The following is a 23,021-nucleotide window of genomic DNA, read 5'->3' as shown; positions in this document are numbered from 1 at the left end:
TTATGAGCGCATTTGACGAACTGATGGCCTTCCAGCGCGAAACCCAGGCACTGGGGCAGATTGCAGGCCGTCTGGGCTGGGATCAGGAAACCATGATGCCGCGCGGGGCCGCGCCGCAGCGGGGCGAGGAGATGGCCGCGATTGAAGCCGTTCTGCATGCCCGCCGCAGCGACCCGCAGGTGGCGGAGTGGCTGGAGCAGGCAGTTGCGCCGAATGAGGCAGGCGAAGCCCAGCTGCGTGAAATCCGCCGCAGCTATGAGCGCACCGTCAAAGTGCCTGCTGATTTGGCCAAGAAGATCGCCCAGGTGACATCCGAGGCGCAGGGCAAATGGGCCGCAGCGCGGGCGGATGAGGATGTTGCCGCCTTTGTGCCGGTGCTGGAGGAAGTGGTCGCCCTCAAGCGCGAGGAAGGTCTGGCGCTGGCCGCGGGCGGCGATGTCTATGACGCCATGGTCGAGGATTATGAGCACGGAATGACCGGGGCAGGGATCGCGGAGATCTTTGACGCTATGCGTCCTGGCCTGGTGGAACTTCGCGCCAAGGTGCTGGAGAAGCCCGCGCCCAAGGGATTGGCAGGCATATTTGACGAAGCGGCGCAGATGAAGCTTACCCGGAAGCTCGCCAAAGCTTTCGGCTATGACATGGCGCACGGGCGCGTTGATAAGGCAGTGCATCCGTTCAGCTCCGGCTCGGGGCTGGATGTGCGGATCACCACCCGGACCAGTGAGGTCGATCCGTTCAACTGCTTCTATTCGACCATTCACGAGGTCGGCCACGGCGCCTATGAGCAGAACATCAGCCGCGACTACCTGCTGACCCCGCTGGGCAGCGGCGTGTCGATGGGCGTGCATGAAAGCCAAAGCCGGATCTATGAAAACCAGATCGGCCGCAGCCGGGCGTTCACCGGCTGGCTGTTTGAGGAGATGAAAGCGGCGTTTGGCGATTTCGGCATTGCGGATGCGGACAGCTTCTATGCCACGGTGAACGCAGTGCATAAGGGCTATATCCGGACTGAGGCGGATGAGCTGCAATATAACCTTCATATCATGCTGAGGTTCGGCCTGGAGCGCGCACTGATGAGCGGCGATCTGGCGGTGAAGGATCTGGAGGCGGCCTGGAATGACCGGTTCGAGGCGGATTTTGGCTATGCTGTCGACAAGCCGTCAAACGGCTGTTTGCAGGACGTGCATTGGTCGGTGGGCCTGTTCGGGTATTTTCCGACCTACAGCTTGGGCAATGTCTATGCCGGCTGCCTGTATCAGGCGTTGCGCCGGGATGTTCCGGGGCTGGATATGCAGCTGGCAGAGGGCGACACCACGGGTGCGACCGGCTGGCTGAAAGAAGCCCTGCAACAGCACGGCGGGTTGCGCAGCCCGCGCGATACCATCGTGCATGCATCCGGCATGGAGCCCAGCCACACACCGCTGCTGGCCTATCTCGAAGAGAAGTTCAGCCTGCTTTATGATCTCTGAATCGGCCTTGCACCACGGCTAAGGCATTCTGGCGGCAGCAGAAAATCAGCTGCCCCGGAAATGCCGTATTTTGGGTGTATTCTCGGATGCTCATGGGGATGAGAGCAGAGATATAACTGATGCATACAGCCGTAGCCTATCTGATTTTTGCCAGCTTCGTGCTGGCGCCAACCCTGATCTGAATCGCAAACCGTCAGATCAGCGCCATCCGCTCCGCCCGCTCGGGATCCGGGAAGGGACGGTAGAGGCCGGTCTCTGACGTGGCGATCAGGGCTGTGACATGGGAGTAGAGCTTTTCGACTTCCTCGTCATGTTCGCCCAGCACCCTAAAGGCCTGATCCAGCTGGGTCATGTCCTTAAACTCAATCTCCAGGAGGAAATCGCGGCATTTGTCGCTGGCCAGGTTCAGCTTGCGCCGCAGCAGGCGCCAGCCCAGGATCACGCCGCGTTCCTGCAGGTAGCTCATCCATTGGTCAACCGCGCTGGCAAAGCTCAGCGCCTTGGCTTCATGATGCAGATCGATGGAGCATTGATAGAGGTTCATGGGGCGATCCCTTGGTGCAGACAACTCAAGCGATAGTCTGTCACAGAAAGATTAGGCAGCGGTTAAACACAAAAGCGCCGCCCAGGTGATCCGGGGCGGCGCTGTTTCATTCAGGCTGAGCGGCGGGGTTATTCTTCGCCGCCGCCGTCTTCCTCATCACCGTTCTCGGCAATCCAGGCAACGGAAACCACTTCTTCGCCCTTGCCGGTGTTGAACACCCGGACACCGCCGGCCGAGCGGGACCGGAAGGAGATGCCATCCACAGGCACCCGGATCGACTGGCCCTTGGAGGTGGCCAGCATGATCTGGTCGTCCATTTCCACTGGGAAGGAGGCCACGATCTCGCCGCCGCGCATTGCCTTGTCCATCGCCGTCACACCCATACCGCCGCGTCCGCGCACCGGATAATCGTGCGAGGAGGACAGCTTACCCGAACCGCCTGTGGTGATGGTCAGGATCAGGTTTTCCGCCGCCGACATTTCCGCATAAAGCTCGGTCGAGAAGTTCGGATCCTCGGGCGCATCCTCATCCGAGGCCTCGGCATCGTCGGTCAAACCGGCCATGGCGCGGCGCATCTTGAGGTAGGCGGTGCGCTGTTCCGGAGTGTATTTTGAGTGCCGGATTACCGACATCGACACCACCCGGTCCTCACCGCTGAGACGGATACCGCGCACCCCGGTGGATTCGCGCGAGTTGAACACCCGCACATCGGTAGAGCGGAAGCGGATCGCACGGCCGGAGTCGGTGAACAGCATCACGTCATCGTCTTCCGAACAGATACGGACATTCACCAGCTGGACGGACCCGTCTTCGGGCAGTTTCATCGCGATCTTGCCGTTGCGGCGGACGTTGGTGAAATCCGACAGCCTGTTGCGGCGTGTATCACCGCCGCTGGTGGCAAACACCACCTGGAGGTTTTCCCATTCATCATCCGGCACATCGACCGGCATGATCGCCGCGATGGAAACCCCTGTCGGGATCGGCAGGATGTTGACGATGGCCTTGCCCTTGCCGGTGCGCCCGGACTGCGGCAGGCGCCAGGTCTTCAGCTTGTAGACCATGCCGTCGGTGGTGAAAAACAACAGCTGGGTATGGGTATTGGCTACAAAGAGGGTGGTGATCACATCCTCTTCTTTGGTTTGCATACCCGATACACCTTTACCGCCGCGCTTTTGCGATCGGAAATCAGCCAGCGGAGTACGCTTGATATAGCCGCCGGAGGTCACGGTCACCACCATGTCCTCGCGCTCAATCAGGTCTTCGTCCTCCATGTCGCCGGACCAATCGACGATTTCGGTGCGGCGCGGCACGGCAAAGTTGTTGCGCACTTCGCGCAGCTCATCCGCGATGATGCCCATGATGCGCTCGCGCGACGACAGGATCTCAAGGTATTCCTTGATCTTACGGGCCAGTTCTTCCAGCTCGTCGGTGACCTCTTTCACGCCGATCTGCGTCAGGCGCTGCAGGCGCAGCTCAAGGATCGCGCGGGCCTGGGTTTCCGACAGGTTATAGGTGCCGTCGTCATTGGCGGTATGGGTCGGATCATCAATCAGCGCGATGTATTCCAGGATCGGCTGGGCCGGCCAACGGCGGGTCATCAGCTTTTCGCGCGCTTCCGCCGCATCAGCAGACTGGCGGATGGTGGTGACGATTTCGTCGATATTGGTGACCGCAACCGCCAGGCCGCACAGGATGTGGCTGCGTTCACGGGCCTTGCGCAGCAGATACGCAGTGCGGCGCGCCACCACGTCTTCGCGGAAGTCGATGAAGGAGGTCAGGAACCGGCGCAGCGTCAGCTGTTCCGGCCGGCCGCCGTTCAGCGCCAGCATGTTGCAGCCAAAGTATGTCTGCATCGGCGTGAATCGGTACAGCTGGTTCAGCACCACTTCGGGGGTCGCGTCGCGCTTAAGCTCAACCACCACACGCACGCCGTTGCGATCGGATTCGTCCTGCACATGGGCGACGCCTTCGATCTTTTTGTCGCGCACCTGCTCGGCGATCTTTTCGATCATTGCCGCCTTGTTCACCTGATAGGGAATCTCATCCACAACAATGGCATAGCGGTCTTTCCTGATTTCCTCGGTGCGGGTCTTGGCACGGATAACCACACTGCCGCGGCCTTCAAGATAAGCCTTGCGGGCACCGGAGCGGCCCAGCATCACGCCGCCGGTCGGAAAGTCCGGGCCGGGCACGTAGTCGATCAGCTGTTCGCTGGTCAGGTCGGGATCGTCGATCAGCGCCAGGGTGGCATCAATCACTTCGCCGAGGTTGTGCGGCGGGATGTTAGTGGCCATGCCGACCGCAATACCGCCGGCGCCATTGACCAGCATATTCGGGAACCGGGCCGGCAGAACCGTCGGTTCGCGGTCCTTGCCATCATAGTTGTCCTGGAAATCGACGGTTTCTTTGTCGATGTCAGACAGCAGGAAGGCCGCCGGTTTGTCCATCCGCACTTCGGTGTAACGCATGGCGGCCGGGTTATCGCCGTCCATCGAGCCAAAGTTGCCCTGGCCGTCCAGAAGCGGCAGCGACATTGAGAAGTCCTGCGCCATCCGTACCAGCGCGTCATAAATCGCGCTGTCACCGTGCGGGTGGTACTTACCCATCACGTCGCCAACAGGGCGGGCCGATTTGCGGTAAGACTTGTCATGTGTGTTGCCGGATTCGTGCATTGCATAGAGAATGCGCCGGTGAACCGGTTTCAGCCCGTCCCGCAGGTCCGGGATGGCACGGCTGACGATGACCGACATGGCATAGTCCAGGTAGGACGTGCGCATTTCGGATTCAATGGATACCGTCGGTCCGTCATAGGCGGGCCGTTCCGGCAGGTTTTCGTCCATGTTTTCAGGAGTTTCCGGCGTATCGCTCACGTTGGCTGCCCGCTCTTTCTTCTGGCTCTATATATTGTGTTTGCACCCTATCAGATACCGTATATGGGGCGCAAGCAAACAGCCGGGAAAGCGGAAAACAGGCCGTTCACACAGCGGTAACACACTGTTTTTGGGGAAATTAACCAATAGCAGCCTAGCATCAGTAAGAGGGGGCAAATTTTGGAGGCTGTAAATGGAGACCACAGAAACCGAGCTAATGCTGAAGGGATACGGGCTGACCACGGCGGAGTTCACCTATTGTATGCCCGACTACATCCACGTTCTGAACACCTTTGTGTGGCAGGAGTACGACCTTGCCCCGGACCATCCGAGGCTGTTCGAATTCATCGAATTCTGGCAGCGGGAAATCGAAGGCCCATTGCATTCTGTCCGTTTCAATCACCGCAAGATGATTGGTCCGGGAGAATGGCGCAACGTGGTCGGAGAGTTTCAGCTGCACTGAACCGGCTGGCTTTTTAATGTGTTTGCAGGGCCGTGCGGCAGGCTTTGCCGTTGCGTGCATGCAGGCGCCGTCCTAATCCTATGCGTGTTTGAAGCACCCGGGCCGGCTCACGGCATTCCTATCGGGACCCGGGGCACAGGGAAAGCAGGCAGGGATTCATGCGCAAGAACTTTTTTGGAAACCAGTTCGAAAACATCTTTGTGGCGTCCTCGACGATCCGGGAGAGTTTTTACGGCCGGGGCGGCGACGATGATTTCACGCTGTATCATCACGAACCGGATGGTGTGAACATTCCGGATCTGACCGACCGATTCTTTGGCGGCAGCGGCGATGACACGCTGGAACTGTTGAGCTTCAGCGTGACCGCAGATGGTGACAATCTCAGCAAGTACAGCCAGCTCAGCTTTGATGGCGGCAGCGGTTACGACACTGTAAAATCAAAAGTATCTGCGGTCATGTCAGGTGGCTCCACTCTGGATCTGAATACCATTGAGACCAGCGTCATTTCGGTTGAACATTGGTTTTATGACATATTTTTGAACGAAGTTGCGGGAGATGGCGGCGTCACCATCCAGAGCGGGGTGAAGGACGACACGCTGAATATCTTCCAGCAAGCCGACGCATCGGAAAACGGCATCCGTGTCGACACATTCGCCGGCGCGGACAGCGTCCTGTACACCGCGAACGCCGACGTGAGCGACCTGAAGGTGAACACCGGCAGCGGCAAGGACTATTTTGAGTTCAACGGCAATTGGGGCGTTACTGCAGATATCACCGTGAAAACCGGCAGCGGCAAAGACACAGTTGTCATCAATGGCTCGACCATTGCATCGCCAGGCGGGCTGGACGCGGTGATCAAAACCGGCAGGGGTGCTGATACAGTTGTTCTGGAAGGCATGCATTCAGAAAGTCTGAATGCCGGCGGCGGGTCGGATGATATCTATGTCCTGACCGGCAGCTTTGCGAACGCAGCCGACTCCATCAAGACAGGCGGCGGCAGGGACCGTCTGTTTGTGGAATTGGATGCCTATTCGACCGTTGCAGTTGTTGAAGATTTTTCCGCTGCAAAAGACGTGTTTGTGTTCGATCGCCAGGAATCCAGCCGGGCGATCCCAAGAGATACAGACGTCCTGTTCGACCGGGACGAATGGGAGGCCGCAGAGGAAGACCGGCTGTTCATGGATAACAGCGCGGACAAGCTCTATTTCGGCAGCAACGTCCTGGTGGAATTCACATCGGATGTCGAATTGACAGCCGGCAATTTCACTGTGGGCAACTGGGATTACTAAGCCCCGCCCAAGAGAGGAGGCGTCAGGCCGAGCAGCTGGCGCCTCCCAGGACGCAGAATTTGGCGCAGTGCGGGTGGTTCAGCTGCACCGGGCGTTCCGCCTCGGCCAGGGTTTCACCCATCTCGAATTCCGGCGCGTAGGGCAGCAGCGTGCAAGCCAGCACAGCGGGTGCCTTGGCGCCTTTGCGTTTTATGACCATGCGGGACGAGGCGCACATGACGCTGTCCGGGGATTTCCCCAAAATATCCCAGCAGGCAGTGGTGATTTCAGGCACTTCCACGGTTTCGTCCATTTCAGGAAACAAAACCGTCTGACCCGGGTTGTGCGCATCAATGGCAAAGCCATGCGCGGCAAACAGGGCGGCAAATCCGTCACGCGATTCTGTCTCGCTTTCACCCCATAAGGTGCGGCCGGCCACGGCCATCCGAACGCCGCTATCGCGCAGCCATTCCATGCCCTCGATGGTTTTGGCAAAACTGCCGGCGCCGCGCTCCTTGTCGTGCAGGGCGGCGCAGTGATGATCGACCGAAATGCGCAGTGTCATCTTGTCTCCGAACGCCTCCCGCAGGGCCAGCAATCCGGCCTTGACCGTCTTGCGCATCATCGGACGCATGGCATTGGTCAGGATCAGAACCTCGAACCCGCGTTCCAGCGCGGCGCGGGCCATCGGGATCATCTCAGGATTCATGAACGGTTCGCCGCCGGTAAATCCGATTTCGCGGATTGGCCAGTTGCGTTCCCCGATCTGGCTGAGATAGCTTTGCACTTCGTCCTCGGTCAGATAGACCAGTGCGTCATTTGCGGGGGAACTCAGAATATAGCAGTTTGTGCATTCGATATTGCACAGCGTGCCGGTGTTAAACCAAAGGGTCTCGGGATTGCTGAGCGGCACCGATGCGCGTTGCTGACCATTGGCCGTCACAAAGGCGTCTTGAAACTTGCCTAGGTTCGCGACGGGTTTTTGCAGGTCTTTCATGCGGATGTCCTTTGGGGCAGTTCCTTTCGCGGGAAGCTACCTTATACTGTGCAGGAATTGAAAGCAGCCGGGCAGGCACATGACAGGGATGTGAGCGGCGGTGTGCTGCGCCTGCACCGGCTTGAACAGGAAGAACAAGAATGGTTTCGCGTGTGATACCGGTCGACCCGTTTGACCTGGTGATTTTTGGCGGCACTGGCGATCTTGCACAGCGTAAGATCCTGCCGGCGTTGTTCCGCCGTCATTGCGCAGGCCAGCTGACAGGCGCTGAGCGGATCATCGGGGCTGCGCGTACTGGCCTATCCAGTGCCGAATACCGCACAATCGTTGCTGAAGCGCTGCGTGTGCATGCGGGGCCCAAGGCCTGCGGCGGCGGGGCGTTGGAGGCGTTTCTGGAGCGGATCAGCTATGTTGCGCTGGATGCGTTGGGGGAAGAGGGCTGGCAGGAATTGAGCCTGAAGCTGCGGCCGGCCGATGAGGTACCAGTCCGCATGTTCTACTTCTCGGTGGGTCCGGGCCTGTTCGGCCCTCTGGCAGAACGGTTGCACAGCCATGGGCTGGCCAATGCGGATACGCGGATCGTGGTGGAAAAGCCCTTTGGCCATGACCTGGTAACGGCGCGGGAGCTGAACCGGACGCTCGCCGGTCACTTCGATGAAGGCCAGATTTACCGGATCGACCACTACCTGGGCAAGGAAACGGTGCAGAATCTGATGGCGGTCCGCTTTGGCAACATGCTGTTCGAACCATTGTGGAACAGCCAGTATGTCGATCACATCCAGATCACCGTGGCCGAGACCGTAGGTGTCGAGGGGCGCGAGGAGTATTATGAGCGCGCCGGCGCGATGCGCGACATGATGCAGAACCATCTGATGCAGCTCTTGTGCCTGATCGCGATGGAGCCGCCGGCCAAATTCGACCCGGACGCGGTGCGGGATGAAAAGCTGAAAGTGATCCGCGCATTGGACCCGGTAGAGCCGCATCACATCGTGCGCGGCCAGTATCAGGCGCGCCTGGACCCGTCAGACCCGCATCCTTCGTACCGAGGGCTGGTCAGCAATCCACGCAGCAGCACCGAAAGCTATGTTGCCTTGAAGGCGCATATCAGCAACTGGCGGTGGGCGGGCACGCCGTTCTACTTGCGCACCGGCAAGCGGCTGGTGAACCGGTCTTCGGTCATCAATGTGATGTTCAAGGACGCGCCGCATTCGATCTTCGGGGCGGAGGCCGGGCGCCATGCAAACCACCTGAAAATCCGCTTGCAACCCAACGAAGGCATCACTTTGAGCGTGACAATCAAGGAACCGGGGCAGGGCGGAATGCGGCTGGTGGATGTGCCGCTGGACATGAGCTTTGCCGAGGCGCTGGGACCTGAAGGCGGCGATCCGCCGGATGCTTATGAACGGCTGATCATGGATGTTGTGCGCGGCAACCAGACGTTGTTTATGAGAGGCGACGAGGTCGAGGCGGCCTGGGCCTGGACGGATCCGCTGATTGCGGGCTGGAAGTCCCGGGGCGATGTGCCTAAACCCTATGAAAGCGGCAGCACCGGACCCGGCGATGCCGATTTGCTGATGCGCCGCGACGGGCGTGAATGGAGAGGGATAAACCCATGAAATTCAACGAATACCCTGATCAGGACATGCTGGCGATCGAAGTCGCCAATGAAATTGCAGGCGATCTGAAAACCCATCTTCTCGCACATGATGCGGCTTCTTTTGCAGTGGCGGGCGGTACCACGCCGGGGATGATCTTTGACGATCTGTGCGCAGCCGACATTGAGTGGGACCGGGTGCAGGTTATGGCCACGGATGAACGCTGGGTCCCCGCAGACAGCCCGCGTTCCAATGCAGCTATGATCCGCGCGCGGTTGCTGCAGAACCGGGCAGCTGCGGCGCAATTGCTGCCGTTTCATGTGCCGGAACGTCAGCCCGAAGAGGTGCTGGCGGAATTGGAAAGCCTGGTTGTGCCGCAATTGCCGCTGTCCGTCCTGCTTTTGGGCATGGGCGAGGATATGCACACGGCCTCGCTGTTTCCTGGCGCTGATGGGATCGAAGATGCTTTGGCGGCGGATGCGCCTGCGCTTGTTGTCATGCGGCCTGACAGCCAGCCCGAAGCGCGCATCAGCCTGACAGCACGGGTGCTGGATGCCGCCATAGCCAAACATTTGGTGATTTTCGGGGGCGCCAAGCGCCGGGCGCTTGAACAGGCGCTTGCATTGCCGCCGGAAACCGCGCCAATCCAAGCCGTAATGTCCGAGGTAACCGTGCATTGGGCGCCTTGAATTCAGGAAAGATTGATATGTTCAAGGATTTGAAGTTGCTGCGTTCCCAGGAATGCGGCGAGAGTATTTCCGGGTTGTTTGAAAAAGATCCGAACCGCGCTGACGCGTTCAGCGTACGGTTTGAAGCGCTTTTGTTCGACTACTCCAAGACGCTGATCACCGCCGAAGTGCGCGCGGCGCTGACGGCATTGTGCAGCCAGCAGAATGTTGCCGGGCGGCGGGACGCCATGTTTGAAGGCAAAGAGATCAACGAAACCGAGCAGCGCGCGGTGCTGCATACAGCGCTGCGGGATCCCGGCGGTCCTGAATTGTTCGTCGAGGGAGAGGACATCCGTGCTCCTCTGCGCGCGACGCTGGGGCGGATGGAGCGTTTGGCACGGCGTGTGCGCTCGGGCAAACTGGCAGGCCCCGGCGGCCCCTTTACCGATGTGGTGAACATTGGCATCGGCGGGTCTGACCTTGGGCCGGTGATGGCGGCGCTGGCGCTGGCACCGTATCACAACGGGCCGCGGTGCCATTTTGTGTCCAACGTCGACGGCGCGCATATTCACGACATCCTGCAACGGATTGATCCTAAAACAACTTTGGTGATCGTTGCCTCCAAGACTTTTACCACAGTCGAAACCATGACAAACGCCGCGACCGCGCGGCGATGGGTCGAGGCCGGCGGTGGTGAAGCTGCGCGCCAATTCCTGGCGCTGTCGACATCCGAAGAGGAAACCGCAGCCTTCGGCATCCCGCGGGAGCATGTGTTCGGGTTTGAGGATTGGGTCGGCGGGCGTTATTCGGTCTGGGGCCCGATCGGGCTGAGCCTGATGCTGGCGGTCGGCCCGGACCGCTTCCGTGAATTCCTGGCTGGCGGCAAGGCGATGGACGACCATTTCCGCACGGCCGACTGGGAACAGAACATGCCGGTGATGCTGGCTTTGACCGGCATTTGGCACAATCAGGTCTGCGGCCATCCGACCCGCGCCGTGCTGCCGTACGACCAACGGCTGCGGCGCCTGCCGGCCTATCTGCAGCAGCTGGAGATGGAATCAAACGGCAAGTCTGTTGCGATGGATGGCGCGCCTTTGCCGTATCCCTCAGGGCCTGTCGTATGGGGCGAGCCGGGCACCAACGGGCAGCATGCATTTTATCAGCTGCTGCATCAGGGCACGTCCGTCGTGCCTGCGGAATTCCTGGTTGCAGCCAAGGGGCATGAGCCGGAGCTGGAGCCGCATCACCGGTTGCTGGTGGTCAACTGCCTGGCCCAGTCCGAAGCGCTGATGCGCGGACGCAGCCTGAAGAAGGCCAGCGCGCTGATGCGGGCTGCCGGGTATGAAGGCGCCGAGCTGCAGCGCCAGGCCCGCCACCGGGTTTTTCCGGGCAACCGGCCCTCAACCACGCTGATCTACCCGCAGCTGACACCCTATGTGCTGGGCCAGATCATCGCGCTTTATGAACACCGGGTGTTTGCCGAAGGCGTGATCCTAGGCATCAATTCCTTTGACCAATGGGGCGTGGAACTGGGCAAGGAACTGGCAGATTCCCTGATGCCGCTGCTGGCAGGGAAGAAAGATGACGCGGGCAAGGACGGGTCCACCCGTGCCTTGCTGGACTTTGTGCGCAATTCCAAGGGCTGAGACAGGCGTTAGTGCAGGCGGGGCAGGTCAAGCCCCGCCGCCAATTCAGGGCAGTGTCACGCTGCTGGTGATGGTATTGACGAATTTCCCGGTTTCCGGGTCTGTCAATGACGAGAAGCCGCCGCCGCCCTCGGCATCAGACCAGTGCCCAGTGCCACCAGTCAGTTTCCAGCTGCCGGTCAGGGCGCCGGACGGATCCATTGCTTCAGCAGTCCAATGCAGCACAACCTTGTCGCCGGTGCTGCTGGTAAAGGCGCATATGCCGCCGCCGCCAACGCTGCCGGACGCAATCTCAACCGCGCCGAAACACGGCCCTGATGCACCGTTCATCGGATGGCCCGCATCTGCCATTTCCATGTTGTCATAAGAACTGCTGATTTGCATTACCATATGCCCGTCGGCAATTTCAGTTACAGAACTGGTCGAGATACCCGTTCCGGTGCCTGCCTGGTCCCAGGTCGTGCCGGCAATTCCGCCGCCCGCGCTGAAGGCGTAAAACAGTGCCGAAATTAAACAATGACGTTTCATACTGGTTCCCTCTCAAAACGGTCCGCCCGCACTGCACAGGCGGACCGCGTCAGGTTAGCACAGTTTTGCGGAACCACGCGCTGGCAGGTGGCAATGGGGCCGCACTCAGAATATCAGATCCCGCGCGCCGAATACGTCCAGGCCATCAAAATCAATTCGCATCTCAGCAGCCGGGTCCCCGTCCAGATTGATTTCCAAAAGCGACCGGGCGGTATCGAACCTGACTTCGCCAGCGCCTGAGAATTCCGCATCCCGGCCAATCCACATCAGGTCTTGAACACCGGATGCATCGCGGTCGCCGTCGATTTCGCTGAGATCGGCCTTATCGCCCTGTTTGCGACTGAAATCGGTGACCGTGTCGCGTTTGTTTGGCCCGGTACCGGAATCTCCGCTGTAAAAGACAAAGACATCCGCTCCCTTGCCGCCGGTAAGATCATCAGCGCCTTTGCCCCCGGTCAGACTGTCGCCGCCTTTACCGCCATGCAACCTGTCGTTCCCGGATTTGCCCAGCAGCGTATCGCCGCCGCTGCCGCCGGTCAGCGTGTCATTGCCTGTGCCGCCGTCCAGCCAGTCAGCGCCGCCGCGGCCATTCAATTTGTCGGATCCGCCGCGGCCATAAATTCCCTCCGGCCCGCCAGTCCCGTCGATGTCGTCCTTTCTGCCTGTGCCCCTGATGTCATCGTCAAGGATCCGGGCCTTGGCGGCGGTGATGCTGCTGGCCACGTTCAATCCGGCTGGAAAGCTGCCTTGCTTCAGCACCAGCGAGAAGGCTTCGGTCCCTTCCGCCCGGTAATCTGGCAGCAGCTCCACGTTCACCGCGGCCTTGGTCTGGCCGGGCGCAAAGGTTAACGCCCCTTTGGTTTCCACGTAATCTTGCCCGGCTTTGGCCTTGTTGTCCTTGGTGGTATAGCGGATTTTCTCAGTGCTGCTGAAGGGGTCGGACAGGGTCACTTCAAAGACTGCAAACCTGCCGCCTTGAGAGGGCTCCTCAGCCTCGGTCGCGGTTACCTGAATGCTGCGGCCCAGATTTACGCCATCATCGTCGAGGATAAAGGCATCGCTGTGCAGCACCCGGCTGCCGCCTGCGAAAACCGCGCCCTCAAGTCCGGAAAGTTCAATGCCGAAACTCTCGTCGCTTTCGATCTCGCTATCATGCCGCACCCGAACACCGACGGTCTTTGACGTTTCACCAGGGGCAAAGATCAGTGTGTCGGCAAATGCCGGGTAGTCGACGCCTTCGGTCGCTGATCCGGCTGCCGAATTGTAATCCACCGTCACTGCCTGGGAGGAAGGTTTGGACAAGGTCAGGGTGAAAACCACAGTACCGCCGAAACCAGCCCCGATGCTTTCGACGGCATCTGTTGCCGAAACCGATAGCACCGGGCGTTTGCCGCCGCCATCATCGTCCAGAATAACCGCCGTGCCCACCAGCCCCTTAACGGTGCTGCCAAGGCTGCTGGCCGGCTCCACAACCAGGCTGAAGAACTCAGACGGCTCGACTGTCCTGTCACCGGTCAGTTCCACCTCGACGACCGCTTTGGTCTGGCCGGGCGCAAATCGCAGCTTGCCGCCTTGCGCCACGTAATCGTCACCTGCGGCAGCACTGCCGTCGCGGGTTTTGTACTCATAGACCAGCCTGTTGACGGACGGTTCCGAGATTTGCACCTCGAACAGGGCTGTGCGGGCGCCGCCGTTGCCCTCGGCAATGACAGGAGAGGAGACCATCAGTGCCCGGTCGAGATTGACGCCATCGTCATCCAGGATAAAGGCGTCCGCGCGCAGCACCTTGGAGCTGCCGGTGAAAACACCGCCGCCGGGATCAAACAGTTCGATGCCAAAACTTTCATCGGTCTCGGAAATGCTGTCATGCCGGACCCGGACCTCAACCGTTTTGGACGTCTCGCCAGGCGCAAAATCCAAGGTGCCATTAAAGCCCGGGTAATCAATAGCCTCGTCGGCGGAACCCGCCCGCGAACGGTAGTTGACGGTCACCGTGTCAGCGGCGGCTTTGGACAGGGTCACGGTAAATTCCACGATGCCGCCAAAGCCGGCTCCGATGCTTTCCACCGCGTCGGCCGCGGCCAGCGAAATGACCGGCTGGCCGCCGCTGCCATCATTGTCCAGGATCGTTGCGGTGCCGGTCAGCCCATTGGCCGACGTGCCGAGCCCGTTGCCCGGGGACACCGACAGATGAAAGAACTCGCTTGGTTCCACTGTCTTATCGCCGGTCAGCTCAACTTCAACTACCGTTTTGGTCTGGCCAGGGGCAAACCGCAATTTGCCCGACGCAGCCGTATAGTCTTCCCCTGCAGTCGCGCTGCCATCGCGGGTTGCGTAGTCAAACATCAGCTGCGTTGCCGCAGGATCCGACAATTGCACCTCGAACAGTACCGAACGTGTACCGCTGTTGTTTTCTAAAACAATGGGCGAGGACACAGTCAGCGCCCGGTCCAGATTGGTGCCGTCATCATCCAGAATGAAGGCCGAGGCGTGCAGCACCTTGGCGCCGCCCGCAAATGCGGCTCCAGTTGGATCAAACAGCTGGATGCCGAAATCCTCATCGGTTTCTATGAGACTGTCATGGTTAACCCGGACCTCGATGGTTTTCAGCGTCTCCCCGGGGGCAAAGGTCACAGTGCCGTCAAACCCAGGGTAGTCAATATCCTCGTCAGCAGCGCCCGCCATCGACCTGTAGTTCACCTCGACCGCATCTTCGGCGGGCCGCGACAGCATCAGCGTGAAAACAACCGTGCCGCCAAACCCCGAACCGATGCTTTCCACTGCATTGGCTGAGGTCAGCGACAAGACCGGTAAACCGCTGCCGCCGTCGTTGTCCAGGATCGTGGCCGTGCCCGAAAGACCTGATGCAGTTCCGCCAAGACTGGCATCCGGGCCAACGATCAGATGAAAAAACTCTGACGGTTCCAAGGCAGTGTCTCCGGTCAGGTCGACCCGGACCGTCTTTTCCAACTGCCCGGTCTGAAAGGTGACACTGCCGGATTTGGCAAGGTAATCCTCGCCTGCGATCGCACTGCCGTTCTTGGTCCGGTAATCCAGCGTGAGGCTGCTGGCGGCCGGTTCGGACAGGCGGATGGTGAAATCCGCTTTCTGGGTGCCGCCATTTCCCTCCACCACAACCGGTGAGGAAACAAAGACCGCCCGGTCCAGACCCGCGCCGTCATCGTCCAGTACAAAAGCGCTTTGCCGCAGCACGGCTGACCGCCCCGCAAAGGATGCGCCGGCCGGGTTGAAAAGCTCCAGAACAAAGGCCTCGTCAGTCTCGTCGAGGGTATCATGCCTGACACGGAATTCGACCGTCTGGGTATCTTCGCCCGGAGCAAAGGTGATGGTGCCGGATGTTTTCGGGAAATCGATGCTTTCATCCGCACTGCCTCCGATGGTGCGGTATTGGACAGTGACCGTGTCGGCCGGAACCTCGGACAGCGTGACCGTGAAGGTTACCAAGCCGCCGAACCCGGATCCTATGCTTTCAATTGCGTCTGCGGACGTGATGCTGATCGTCGCCATTTTGCCCCCTGCTGGCCTGCGCTGCCGTAAGCGGCGCGTTAACTGGACCGCCCCAGGCATTCCGCAGCCGTCCTGCGATCCCCTTTTGGGCGGTCCCTAACAGTCAAAGCATCCCGGCCGCTGCAAGGCGTGGCTGATAGGCGAAACGGATATCACGACTGGCAGGCGGACGACTGCTGTGCGGCCACTGGCAATGCAGTGCCGGACAGGGCCGTTTTCAGTAGATTAGCATCTCCAGGAAACACATTGCCCTGCCATAAAAGGCAGAGCCCGAAACCAGAACCATCTCCAATTACCCCAAGAACCAACAACACCCAACGCGGGAGATACCGTTAAAAATGTAGTGTCTTGCAGTTGTTTTTGTCAACAATAGCGGGAGCAATTCATTATTGTTCGTAAAATTGCTGAACGTTTGCAAATGATCCGGTTTCTTTGACGGTTGAGTTTCCAAAGCATGCTATGCTGGTTGTCTGCGGAAGTGTTCAACGCTTTGCCGCCGAACGCAGAATGGCAATGAAAGCATCCCTCTCGCGGTATTCAGGTGGCAAAGTAAGGCCGGTTTAAAGTAAGGCCGGTTTGAAGATGCGACCCGCCAAGCTGATTAAACATTCACTCGATACCTGCGGGCCGCTGCCCCTGTTGGTTAAGGGACCATTTAAGGGTAGGGCGAGGAGTCCGTCTTTTACGGGGAATTTTCGTCTGCGAAGGTCAAGACTGGCGGGGCGTTCGTTGTAAACCTTTGATTTGCCTGCCATTGGGTGTGCTGACGCTTGCAGTTTAGAACCGGACCGCTCGCAGCCGCTTCTGGCGGAATGCTGGCAATCATGTGTTTCCGGATGGGCGCAAGGGGCGGCGCCTCAGGGCAGTAGAAAAACACTTCGGGAATACCTGGGGCTCACGCTCCAGAAGCAGTCTTTGTGGCCCCGATTTTCCCTTTTAATGCAGTATCGTCAACCGGAACCGCAGGGGCGGCCTCCGCTTTCACATTGAAAGTCAGGAAAAAGTTTTGGGTGATTTGGAGCGGGTAGCGGGAATCGAACCCGCGCCTTAAGCTTGGGAAGCTCGCATGATACCATTTCACCATACCCGCTCGTTGAGCAAAGGATTATGCCGCGGCGCCAGTGAGGTCAAGGGCACCGCAGCGTATTTTTATGCGGAAAGGTCAGCCGCGGCGGCGGCGGCGGCGGCCTCCGCCAGCGCCTTCTCCATCACCGCCGCCGGTGTTGAAGTTCACCTGCGGCAGGGTCACCACGGTGCCAAGGATCGGGAACGGTTCGGCCGAGTTTGGAATGGCAGATGCGTTCACGAAATGCTCCTGGAAGCGCGGCTCCACGGCGGTTTCGATTTTCTCGATATTGCGGACAGTTTCCTCGATCTCGCCGCGCGCTTCGGTGTTCAACAGCGCAATGCGGGCACCGGTACCGGCGGCGTTGCCAGCCGAGGTCACCTTGTCCAGCACACAATCGGGGATCATGCCCAGCACCATCGCGTGTTTGGCTGAGATATGCGCACCAAAAGCTCCGGCCAGAACCACCCGGTCAACATTCTCGACGCCGAATTTGTCCATCAGCAGGCGCGCACCGGAATAAAGCGCCGCTTTGGCCATCTGGATCGCGCGGATGTCCGGGTTGGTGACCGTAATGGTCGGGCCGCCCTCGGCAGAGCTGTCCCACAGCATGTACGCGTTGGTGCGCCCGTCCTGAATGCAGCGGGCCGTGCCGGTCTGCTCTGCCGAACCGATCAGGCCGGAGGCATCCAGCACCCCGGCCATGCGCATTTCGGCTATCGCCTCGATAATGCCGGAGCCGCAGATGCCGGTGATGCCGGTAGTGGCAATGGCCTCGGCAAAGCCGTCCTCATCCGACCAGATGTCCGAGCCGATCACCCGGAACCGCGGTTCCTTGGTTTCCGGGTTGATCTCGACGCGTTCGATGGCGCCAGGCGCGGCGCGCTGGCCGCTGGAGATCTGTGCGCCCTCGAACGCGGGGCCGGTGGGGGAGGAGCAGGCCAGGACCTTTTCCTTGTTGCCCAGCAGGATTTCGGCGTTGGTGCCGACATCGACGACCAGCACCAGATCTTCGGATTTGTCAGGTGCCTCGGACAGGGCCACCGCGGCGGCGTCAGCACCGACGTGGCCGGCAATGCAGGGCAGCAGATAGACGCGGGCGGCGGGGTGGATGTTCAGATCCAGTTCCATCGCGCGCAAGGCCAATGAGTTGGAGGTTGCCAGCGCAAACGGCGCCTGGCCCAGCTCAAACGGGTCTATCCCTAAGAACAGGTGGTGCATCACCGGGTTGCAGACAAAGACCGCGTCCACAATCAGCGCTTTGTCAATCTCCGCCTCAGACGCGATCTGAGTGAACAGCGCGTTCATGCCTTCGCGCACCGCGCGGGTCATTTCCTGATCACCGCCTTTGTTCATCATCGAATAGGAGACCCGGCTCATCAGGTCTTCGCCAAAGCGGATCTGCGGATTCATGATGCCGGAGGAGGCGACGACCTCGCCGGTTTTCAGGTCGCACAGATGCGCGGCAATGGTGGTGGAGCCGAGATCGACCGCCAGGCCGTACACAGTGCCTTCGTAGAAGCCTGGCCAGATATGCATGATTTTCGGCGGGTGGCTTGCGTCGCCCAGATGCACGGCCACGGTCACCTTCCAGCCACCCTTGCGCAGGGCAGGCTGCAGCGCATGCAGGATATGCAGATCGGTCTTGACGCCCTTGAGGTCCCATTGGGCATCCAGCGCCTCGATCAGCCGTTCCATGTCGCCTGTTGGCTTGTGCATGTCGGGCTCTTCCACCTCGACATAGAACAGGCGGGTGGAGGGGTTCATGGTGATGTCGCGGGCTTCGGCGCGTTTGCGCACCACCTGGCGGTGGACCTGGCTTTCCGGCGGCACGTCGATCACGATGTCGCCCTGCACGGTGGCCTGACAGCCCAGACGGCGGCCGTCGATCAGGCCGCGCTTGTCCTTGTAGCGCTGTTCAACCTTGTTCCATTCGCTCAGCGCGCCTTCCTCGGCGGTCACACCATGCTTGGAAAACTCGCCGTAGGACGGGGTGATCTGGCATTTCGAGCAGATCCCGCGGCCGCCGCAGACCGAGTCGAGGTCGACCCCAAGCTGCCGGGCGGCGGTAAGGATCGGCGTGCCCGCGGGGAAACGCCCGCGTTTGCCGGATGGGGTAAACACAACGAGGGGTTCGTCAGTCATGCCTGTAGCCTTCTCATTCCGCAATTTAGGCGGAGCATATGGGCTTTTGCGGCAGGCGAAAGGCAATGGGCGGCATTTTCCCGTCTGCTGGCGCCATTTTTCCATATTTGGTGACTTTGGGATGCGGTTTTTAGCGGGCCGTCAGTCAGAGGGCGGCTTGTGCCTCAACCTCTTTCAGCCACGCCAGAATCTCTGCGCGGTCGCCATCCAGCAGCGGGGCAGGGGCGCGGGTTTCAGGGTCCGGCAGGCCGCTCATCTTGATCGGATTGCCTGCTGACAATTTTGCGGTTTGACCGTTTTTGCCTAGAACCTCGACGACCATATTGCGGGCCAGGATCTGCGGGTCCTTCAGGACCTGATCCACAGTCTGGATCGGCCCTGTGGGAATGCCGGCCCTGGTCAGAACCTCGATCCAGTGGTCTTTGCTGTTCCCCAAGGTTATGGCTTCGATCAAGCGTTTCAGAAGGCGTGCATTTTCGCACCGGGCCGGATTGGTGGCAAAACGCGGGTCTTCGGCAAGCGGTAAATCCAACGCGTCACAGAGCCGGGCAAACAGCGTGTCATTGCCTGCAGCAATCACAAACAGCCCATCTGATGCGTGAAAAGTTTCGAACGGAGTGATCGACGGGTGCCGGGCGCCAGAGGGCTGCGGGGCTTGTCCGGTAACCGATGTGATGGCGATGGCGTGCTCCAGCAGCGCCAATTGACTGTCCAGCATGGCAACATCGATGAACCGGCCCAGACCGGTTTTCTGCACGTCCAAAAGGGCCGCCAGGACACCGTGCCCCAGAAACATGCCCGCCACGATATCGCCAATTGAGGCGCCGACGCGCACCGGATCGCGGTCCTTTTCGCCGGTGATTGACATCACCCCGCCGCGGGCCTGCACCACCATGTCATAGGCAGGCTTCAGAGCATCGGGGCCGGAGTGGCCAAAACCCGACACGGCACCATAGATCAGCCGCGGGAATCTGGCGTGCAGATCCTCCCAGCCGTAGCCCAGCCGCTGCATCACGCCGGGGCGGTAGTTCTCCAGCAGCACGTCGGCCTGCGCCAGCAGCCGCTCAAAAACCGCACGGTCCTCGGGTGCCTTCAGATCCAGTGCGATGCTTTTCTTGCCGTGGTTGATGGTGGCGAAATAAGCGCTTTCTCCCTCCTTGAATGGCGGGAAAGTACGGGTGTCGTCGCCTGTTCCGGGGCGCTCCACCTTGATGATATCGGCGCCAAGATCCGACAGGATCATTGAACAGTAAGGACCGGCCAGAACATGGGTGAGGTCCAGAACAGTGACGTTTTCCAATGGGGCGGGCATGGCAATATCCTGCATCATTTCTGCAGGTTTTCTGATACGCCAAGCAGGCCTGCGCGCATTGACCCAGATCAGAGCCGCCCGAAAGAGATTGCTGCAGTGCAGGAATTCTTGCCCTCTGCCTCTTTCCCCCCAGTGGGTTCTGTGCCATAGGGTCACCGCCAAACGGGGTTATGCATGAGGATGACCAATGCAGATTCGTGAGGCTCTCACCTTTGATGATGTTCTACTGGTGCCAGGCGCGTCGAGCGTGCTGCCCAATACCGCTGATACGCGCACCCGGGTGACGCAATCGGTATCGCTGAACATCCCGCTTCTTAGCTCGGCTATGGACACGGTGACCGAGTCCCGCATGGCGATTGCCATGGCCCAGGCCGGCGGCATGGGGGTGATCCACAAGAACCTGAACGTGGAAGAGCAGGCCCGCGAAGTGCGCCGGGTCAAACGCTTTATCTCGGGTATCGTTTATAACCCCATTACGCTGACCGCAGACCAGACCCTGGCCGACGCCAAGGCGCTGCAGGAACGCTACCGTGTGACCGGCTTCCCGGTGGTGGATGGTTCGGGCCGCGTGGTCGGTATCGTCACCAACCGCGACATGCGCTTTGCCTCGGATGACAGCACGCCGGTGTCGGTGATGATGACCTCTGACAATCTGGCGATGCTGCAGGAGCCGGCCGATCTGGAAGAAGCCAAGTCGCTGATGAAGGCGCGCCGGATCGAAAAACTGCTGGTCTCTGACAAGGATGGCCGGCTGACGGGGCTGCTGACCCTCAAAGACACCGAACAGGCCGTGCTGCACCCGACCGCTTGCATGGATGAGCTGGGCCGCCTGCGGGTTGCCGCCGCCAGCTCAGTCGGGGACAGCGGCTTTGCCCGCTCCGAGGCGCTGATCGACGCAGGTGTTGATATCGTTGTTGTGGATACGGCCCATGGCCATTCGGCAGGCGTGATCGACGCGGTGAAGCGGATCAAGGCACAGTATGGTGCGGTGCAAGTGATTGCCGGCAACGTTGCCACCGCCGAAGCCACCCGCGCGCTGATTGATGCGGGCGCTGATGCGGTCAAGGTCGGCATCGGTCCGGGCTCGATCTGCACCACCCGCATGGTGGCCGGTGTCGGCGTGCCGCAGCTGACGGCGATCATGGATTGCGCAAACGCTGCAGGCGATATCCCGGTGATCGCGGATGGCGGCATCAAATTCTCGGGCGATTTCGCCAAGGCGATTGCGGCGGGTGCCTCCTGCGCCATGGTTGGATCGATGATCGCGGGCACGGATGAATCCCCGGGTGAGGTGATCCTGTATCAGGGCCGATCGTTCAAATCCTACCGCGGCATGGGCTCGATGGGTGCGATGGCGCGCGGCTCGGCGGACCGGTATTTCCAGAAGGACGCGGCCAGCGACAAGCTGGTGCCGGAAGGCATCGAAGGCCAGGTCCCTTACAAAGGCGGCGCCGGGCCGGTGGTTCACCAATTGGTCGGCGGTTTGCGTGCGGCAATGGGCTATACCGGTTGTGCGACCGTGGATGAGATGCGCAAGAACTGCAATTTTGTCCGCATTACCGGCGCCGGGCTGAAGGAAAGCCATGTGCATGACGTGCAGATCACCCGTGAAGCACCGAACTACCGGGCAGGATAAGCTGATGATGGCCGCGTGCACTCAAAAGGCAGGGGCATGACCCCCGCCGCCCGCCTGCAGGCGGCCATTGAGGTTCTTGACCGGATTCTGGAGGGCGAGCCTGCGGAAAAGGCGCTGACCTCCTGGGGACGACGGAGCCGGTTTGCCGGATCAAAAGACCGGGCCGCGGTGCGTGACCATGTGTTTACAGCGGTGCGGTGCCAGCAGTCGCACGCAGTCCTTGGCGGCGCGCGCAGCGGGCGGGGGCTGGTTCTGGGCGCGCTGCGGGAAGCAGGACAGGACCCGGACGAGGTCTTTAGCGGACAAGGGTATGGGCCTGCACCTTTGACCGAGGCGGAACGTCAGCTGCCTTCCCCGCCGGAAGGGGCAGAGGCACTGGATATTCCCGATTGGCTGTGGCCTGAATTCAGCAGCAGCCTTGGGGATCAGGCAGAGGCCGCAGCGCTGGCTCTGCGCAGCCGTGCGCCGGTGCATTTGCGGGTGAACATTGCCCGCGGCACGCTTGCGCAGGCGCAAGAGGCGCTGAGCGCCGACGGTATCGCCACCCGGCCGCATCCGGCCGCCGCCACGGCGCTGGACGTGACCGAAGGCGCCCGCAAGCTGCGCAACACCAAAGTGTACCAGGACGGTCTTGTTGAATTGCAGGACGCTGCGAGCCAGGCGGTAACAGCACTGTTGCCATTGCAAGACAGCATGAAGGTGCTGGATTATTGCGCCGGCGGCGGCGGTAAAACACTGGCCATGGCCGCGCAGGCGAACCTCCGGCTGTTTGCCCATGATGCCGATCCCAAGCGCATGAAAGACCTGCCCGAACGCGCGGCCCGGGCGGGTGTGCAGGTGCAGCAGCTGTTGACTGCGGACCTAGACAGCAGCGGGCCGTTTGACCTGGTGCTGTGCGATGCCCCCTGTTCCGGTTCCGGGTCCTGGCGGCGGGCTCCGGAAGGTAAATGGCGGCTGACGCCTGAAAACCTGCAGGACCTGCATCAGGTCCAAGCAGATATCTTGCGCACAGCGGCAGGCCTGACAGCGCCTGGCGGGACCCTGGCCTATGCCACCTGCTCGGTGCTGAATGGCGAAAACTCTGAGCAAGTTCAAAGGTTTTTGCAAGAGAACGAGGGCTGGTCGCTGGCGGCGCAGCAAAGCTGGCAGGTGCAAAACGGCACCGATGGTTTCTTTGTTGCTGTGTTGACGCGCGCAAAGGGCGGTTGTTAGGGTCGCCGCCGGGAAACCTTTGTGTTTCTTAACGTGGTTTTAACCAAAACCGCCGCGTTATGGCGTCACTT

At 60.4% G+C, this 23,021-nt stretch carries 15 protein-coding genes and 1 tRNA gene; 8 read left to right on the top strand and 8 right to left on the bottom strand.

Annotated elements, in window-relative coordinates:
• Positions 1-2: 2 nt before the first annotated feature.
• Positions 3-1,472, top strand: a complete 1,470-nt coding sequence (locus tag K3557_RS08995; protein ID WP_259999202.1) for a carboxypeptidase M32 — start codon at positions 3-5, stop codon at positions 1,470-1,472.
• A 193-nt stretch (positions 1,473-1,665) separates the two neighbouring features.
• On the opposite strand, the gene K3557_RS08990 is transcribed toward K3557_RS08995, so the two are convergent.
• Both K3557_RS08990 and gyrA read right to left on the bottom strand, forming a co-directional pair.
• Entirely contained in the window at positions 1,666-2,016 is a 351-nt protein-coding gene (locus K3557_RS08990) for a DUF6614 family protein (protein WP_259992323.1), read from the bottom strand.
• A gap of 128 nt (positions 2,017-2,144) precedes the next feature.
• Entirely contained in the window at positions 2,145-4,886 is a 2,742-nt protein-coding gene (gene gyrA / locus K3557_RS08985) for a DNA gyrase subunit A (RefSeq protein WP_409201207.1), read from the bottom strand.
• 193 nt (positions 4,887-5,079) lie between these two features.
• Between gyrA and K3557_RS08980 the strand changes: the two genes are divergently transcribed.
• Positions 5,080-5,349, top strand: a complete 270-nt coding sequence (locus K3557_RS08980; RefSeq protein ID WP_027258878.1) for an usg protein — start codon at positions 5,080-5,082, stop codon at positions 5,347-5,349.
• Between the two features lie 158 nt (positions 5,350-5,507).
• Complete coding sequence (locus K3557_RS08975) at positions 5,508-6,638, top strand: hypothetical protein (RefSeq protein WP_259999201.1); 1,131 nt, start codon at positions 5,508-5,510, stop codon at positions 6,636-6,638.
• A gap of 22 nt (positions 6,639-6,660) precedes the next feature.
• Here K3557_RS08975 and K3557_RS08970 read toward each other — a convergent pair whose 3' ends face one another.
• On the bottom strand, positions 6,661-7,614 hold the full coding sequence (locus K3557_RS08970) for a radical SAM protein (protein WP_259999199.1): 954 nt from the start codon (positions 7,612-7,614) through the stop codon (positions 6,661-6,663).
• A 140-nt stretch (positions 7,615-7,754) separates the two neighbouring features.
• Between K3557_RS08970 and zwf the strand changes: the two genes are divergently transcribed.
• Genes zwf through pgi form a run of 3 tightly spaced genes read left to right on the top strand, consistent with a single transcriptional unit; the run spans position 7,755 to position 11,523 of the window.
• Positions 7,755-9,230 carry a glucose-6-phosphate dehydrogenase gene (zwf, locus tag K3557_RS08965; protein ID WP_259992317.1) on the top strand — a complete coding sequence of 492 codons (1,476 nt, stop codon included), beginning with the start codon at positions 7,755-7,757 and terminating at the stop codon, positions 9,228-9,230.
• Entirely contained in the window at positions 9,227-9,898 is a 672-nt protein-coding gene (gene pgl / locus K3557_RS08960; protein WP_259999197.1) for a 6-phosphogluconolactonase, read from the top strand. Before zwf ends, pgl begins: the two co-directional genes overlap by 4 nt.
• A 17-nt stretch (positions 9,899-9,915) precedes the next feature.
• Positions 9,916-11,523, top strand: coding sequence for a glucose-6-phosphate isomerase (gene pgi, locus K3557_RS08955; protein WP_259999195.1), 1,608 nt, complete (start codon positions 9,916-9,918; stop codon positions 11,521-11,523).
• A 45-nt stretch (positions 11,524-11,568) separates the two neighbouring features.
• Here the strand turns inward: pgi and K3557_RS08950 are convergent, their stop codons facing one another.
• The 5 genes from K3557_RS08950 to K3557_RS08930 form a co-directional block, all read right to left on the bottom strand.
• Positions 11,569-12,051, bottom strand: coding sequence for a hypothetical protein (locus tag K3557_RS08950; protein ID WP_259999193.1), 483 nt, complete (start codon positions 12,049-12,051; stop codon positions 11,569-11,571).
• 105 nt (positions 12,052-12,156) lie between these two features.
• Complete coding sequence (locus K3557_RS08945; RefSeq protein WP_259999191.1) at positions 12,157-15,579, bottom strand: Calx-beta domain-containing protein; 3,423 nt, start codon at positions 15,577-15,579, stop codon at positions 12,157-12,159.
• Between the two features lie 1,016 nt (positions 15,580-16,595).
• Positions 16,596-16,669 (bottom strand) — tRNA-Gly (locus K3557_RS08940).
• A 72-nt stretch (positions 16,670-16,741) separates the two neighbouring features.
• The gene (locus K3557_RS08935) at positions 16,742-18,790 is read right to left on the bottom strand and encodes an ASKHA domain-containing protein (RefSeq protein ID WP_259999190.1); all 2,049 of its coding nucleotides are present in this window, start codon (positions 18,788-18,790) and stop codon (positions 16,742-16,744) included.
• Between the two features lie 145 nt (positions 18,791-18,935).
• Positions 18,936-20,102 carry a CaiB/BaiF CoA-transferase family protein gene (locus tag K3557_RS08930; RefSeq protein WP_259999188.1) on the bottom strand — a complete coding sequence of 389 codons (1,167 nt, stop codon included), beginning with the start codon at positions 20,100-20,102 and terminating at the stop codon, positions 18,936-18,938.
• A gap of 187 nt (positions 20,103-20,289) precedes the next feature.
• On the opposite strand from K3557_RS08930, the gene guaB reads away from it, so the two are divergent.
• Together guaB and K3557_RS08920 are read left to right on the top strand one after the other, a co-directional pair.
• Positions 20,290-21,738: an IMP dehydrogenase gene (gene guaB, locus K3557_RS08925; RefSeq protein ID WP_259999185.1), complete on the top strand. Its 1,449-nt coding sequence runs from the start codon at positions 20,290-20,292 to the stop codon at positions 21,736-21,738.
• A gap of 36 nt (positions 21,739-21,774) precedes the next feature.
• The gene (locus K3557_RS08920; protein WP_259999183.1) at positions 21,775-22,950 is read left to right on the top strand and encodes an RsmB/NOP family class I SAM-dependent RNA methyltransferase; all 1,176 of its coding nucleotides are present in this window, start codon (positions 21,775-21,777) and stop codon (positions 22,948-22,950) included.
• Positions 22,951-23,021 lie beyond the last annotated feature (71 nt).

Origin of the sequence: Leisingera sp. M523 (assembly GCF_025141335.1) — a bacterium.
Taxonomy (GTDB): domain Bacteria; phylum Pseudomonadota; class Alphaproteobacteria; order Rhodobacterales; family Rhodobacteraceae; genus Leisingera.
Note: the sequence above shows the minus strand (reverse complement) of the source record. Positions and strands in the feature narration are given on the sequence as shown.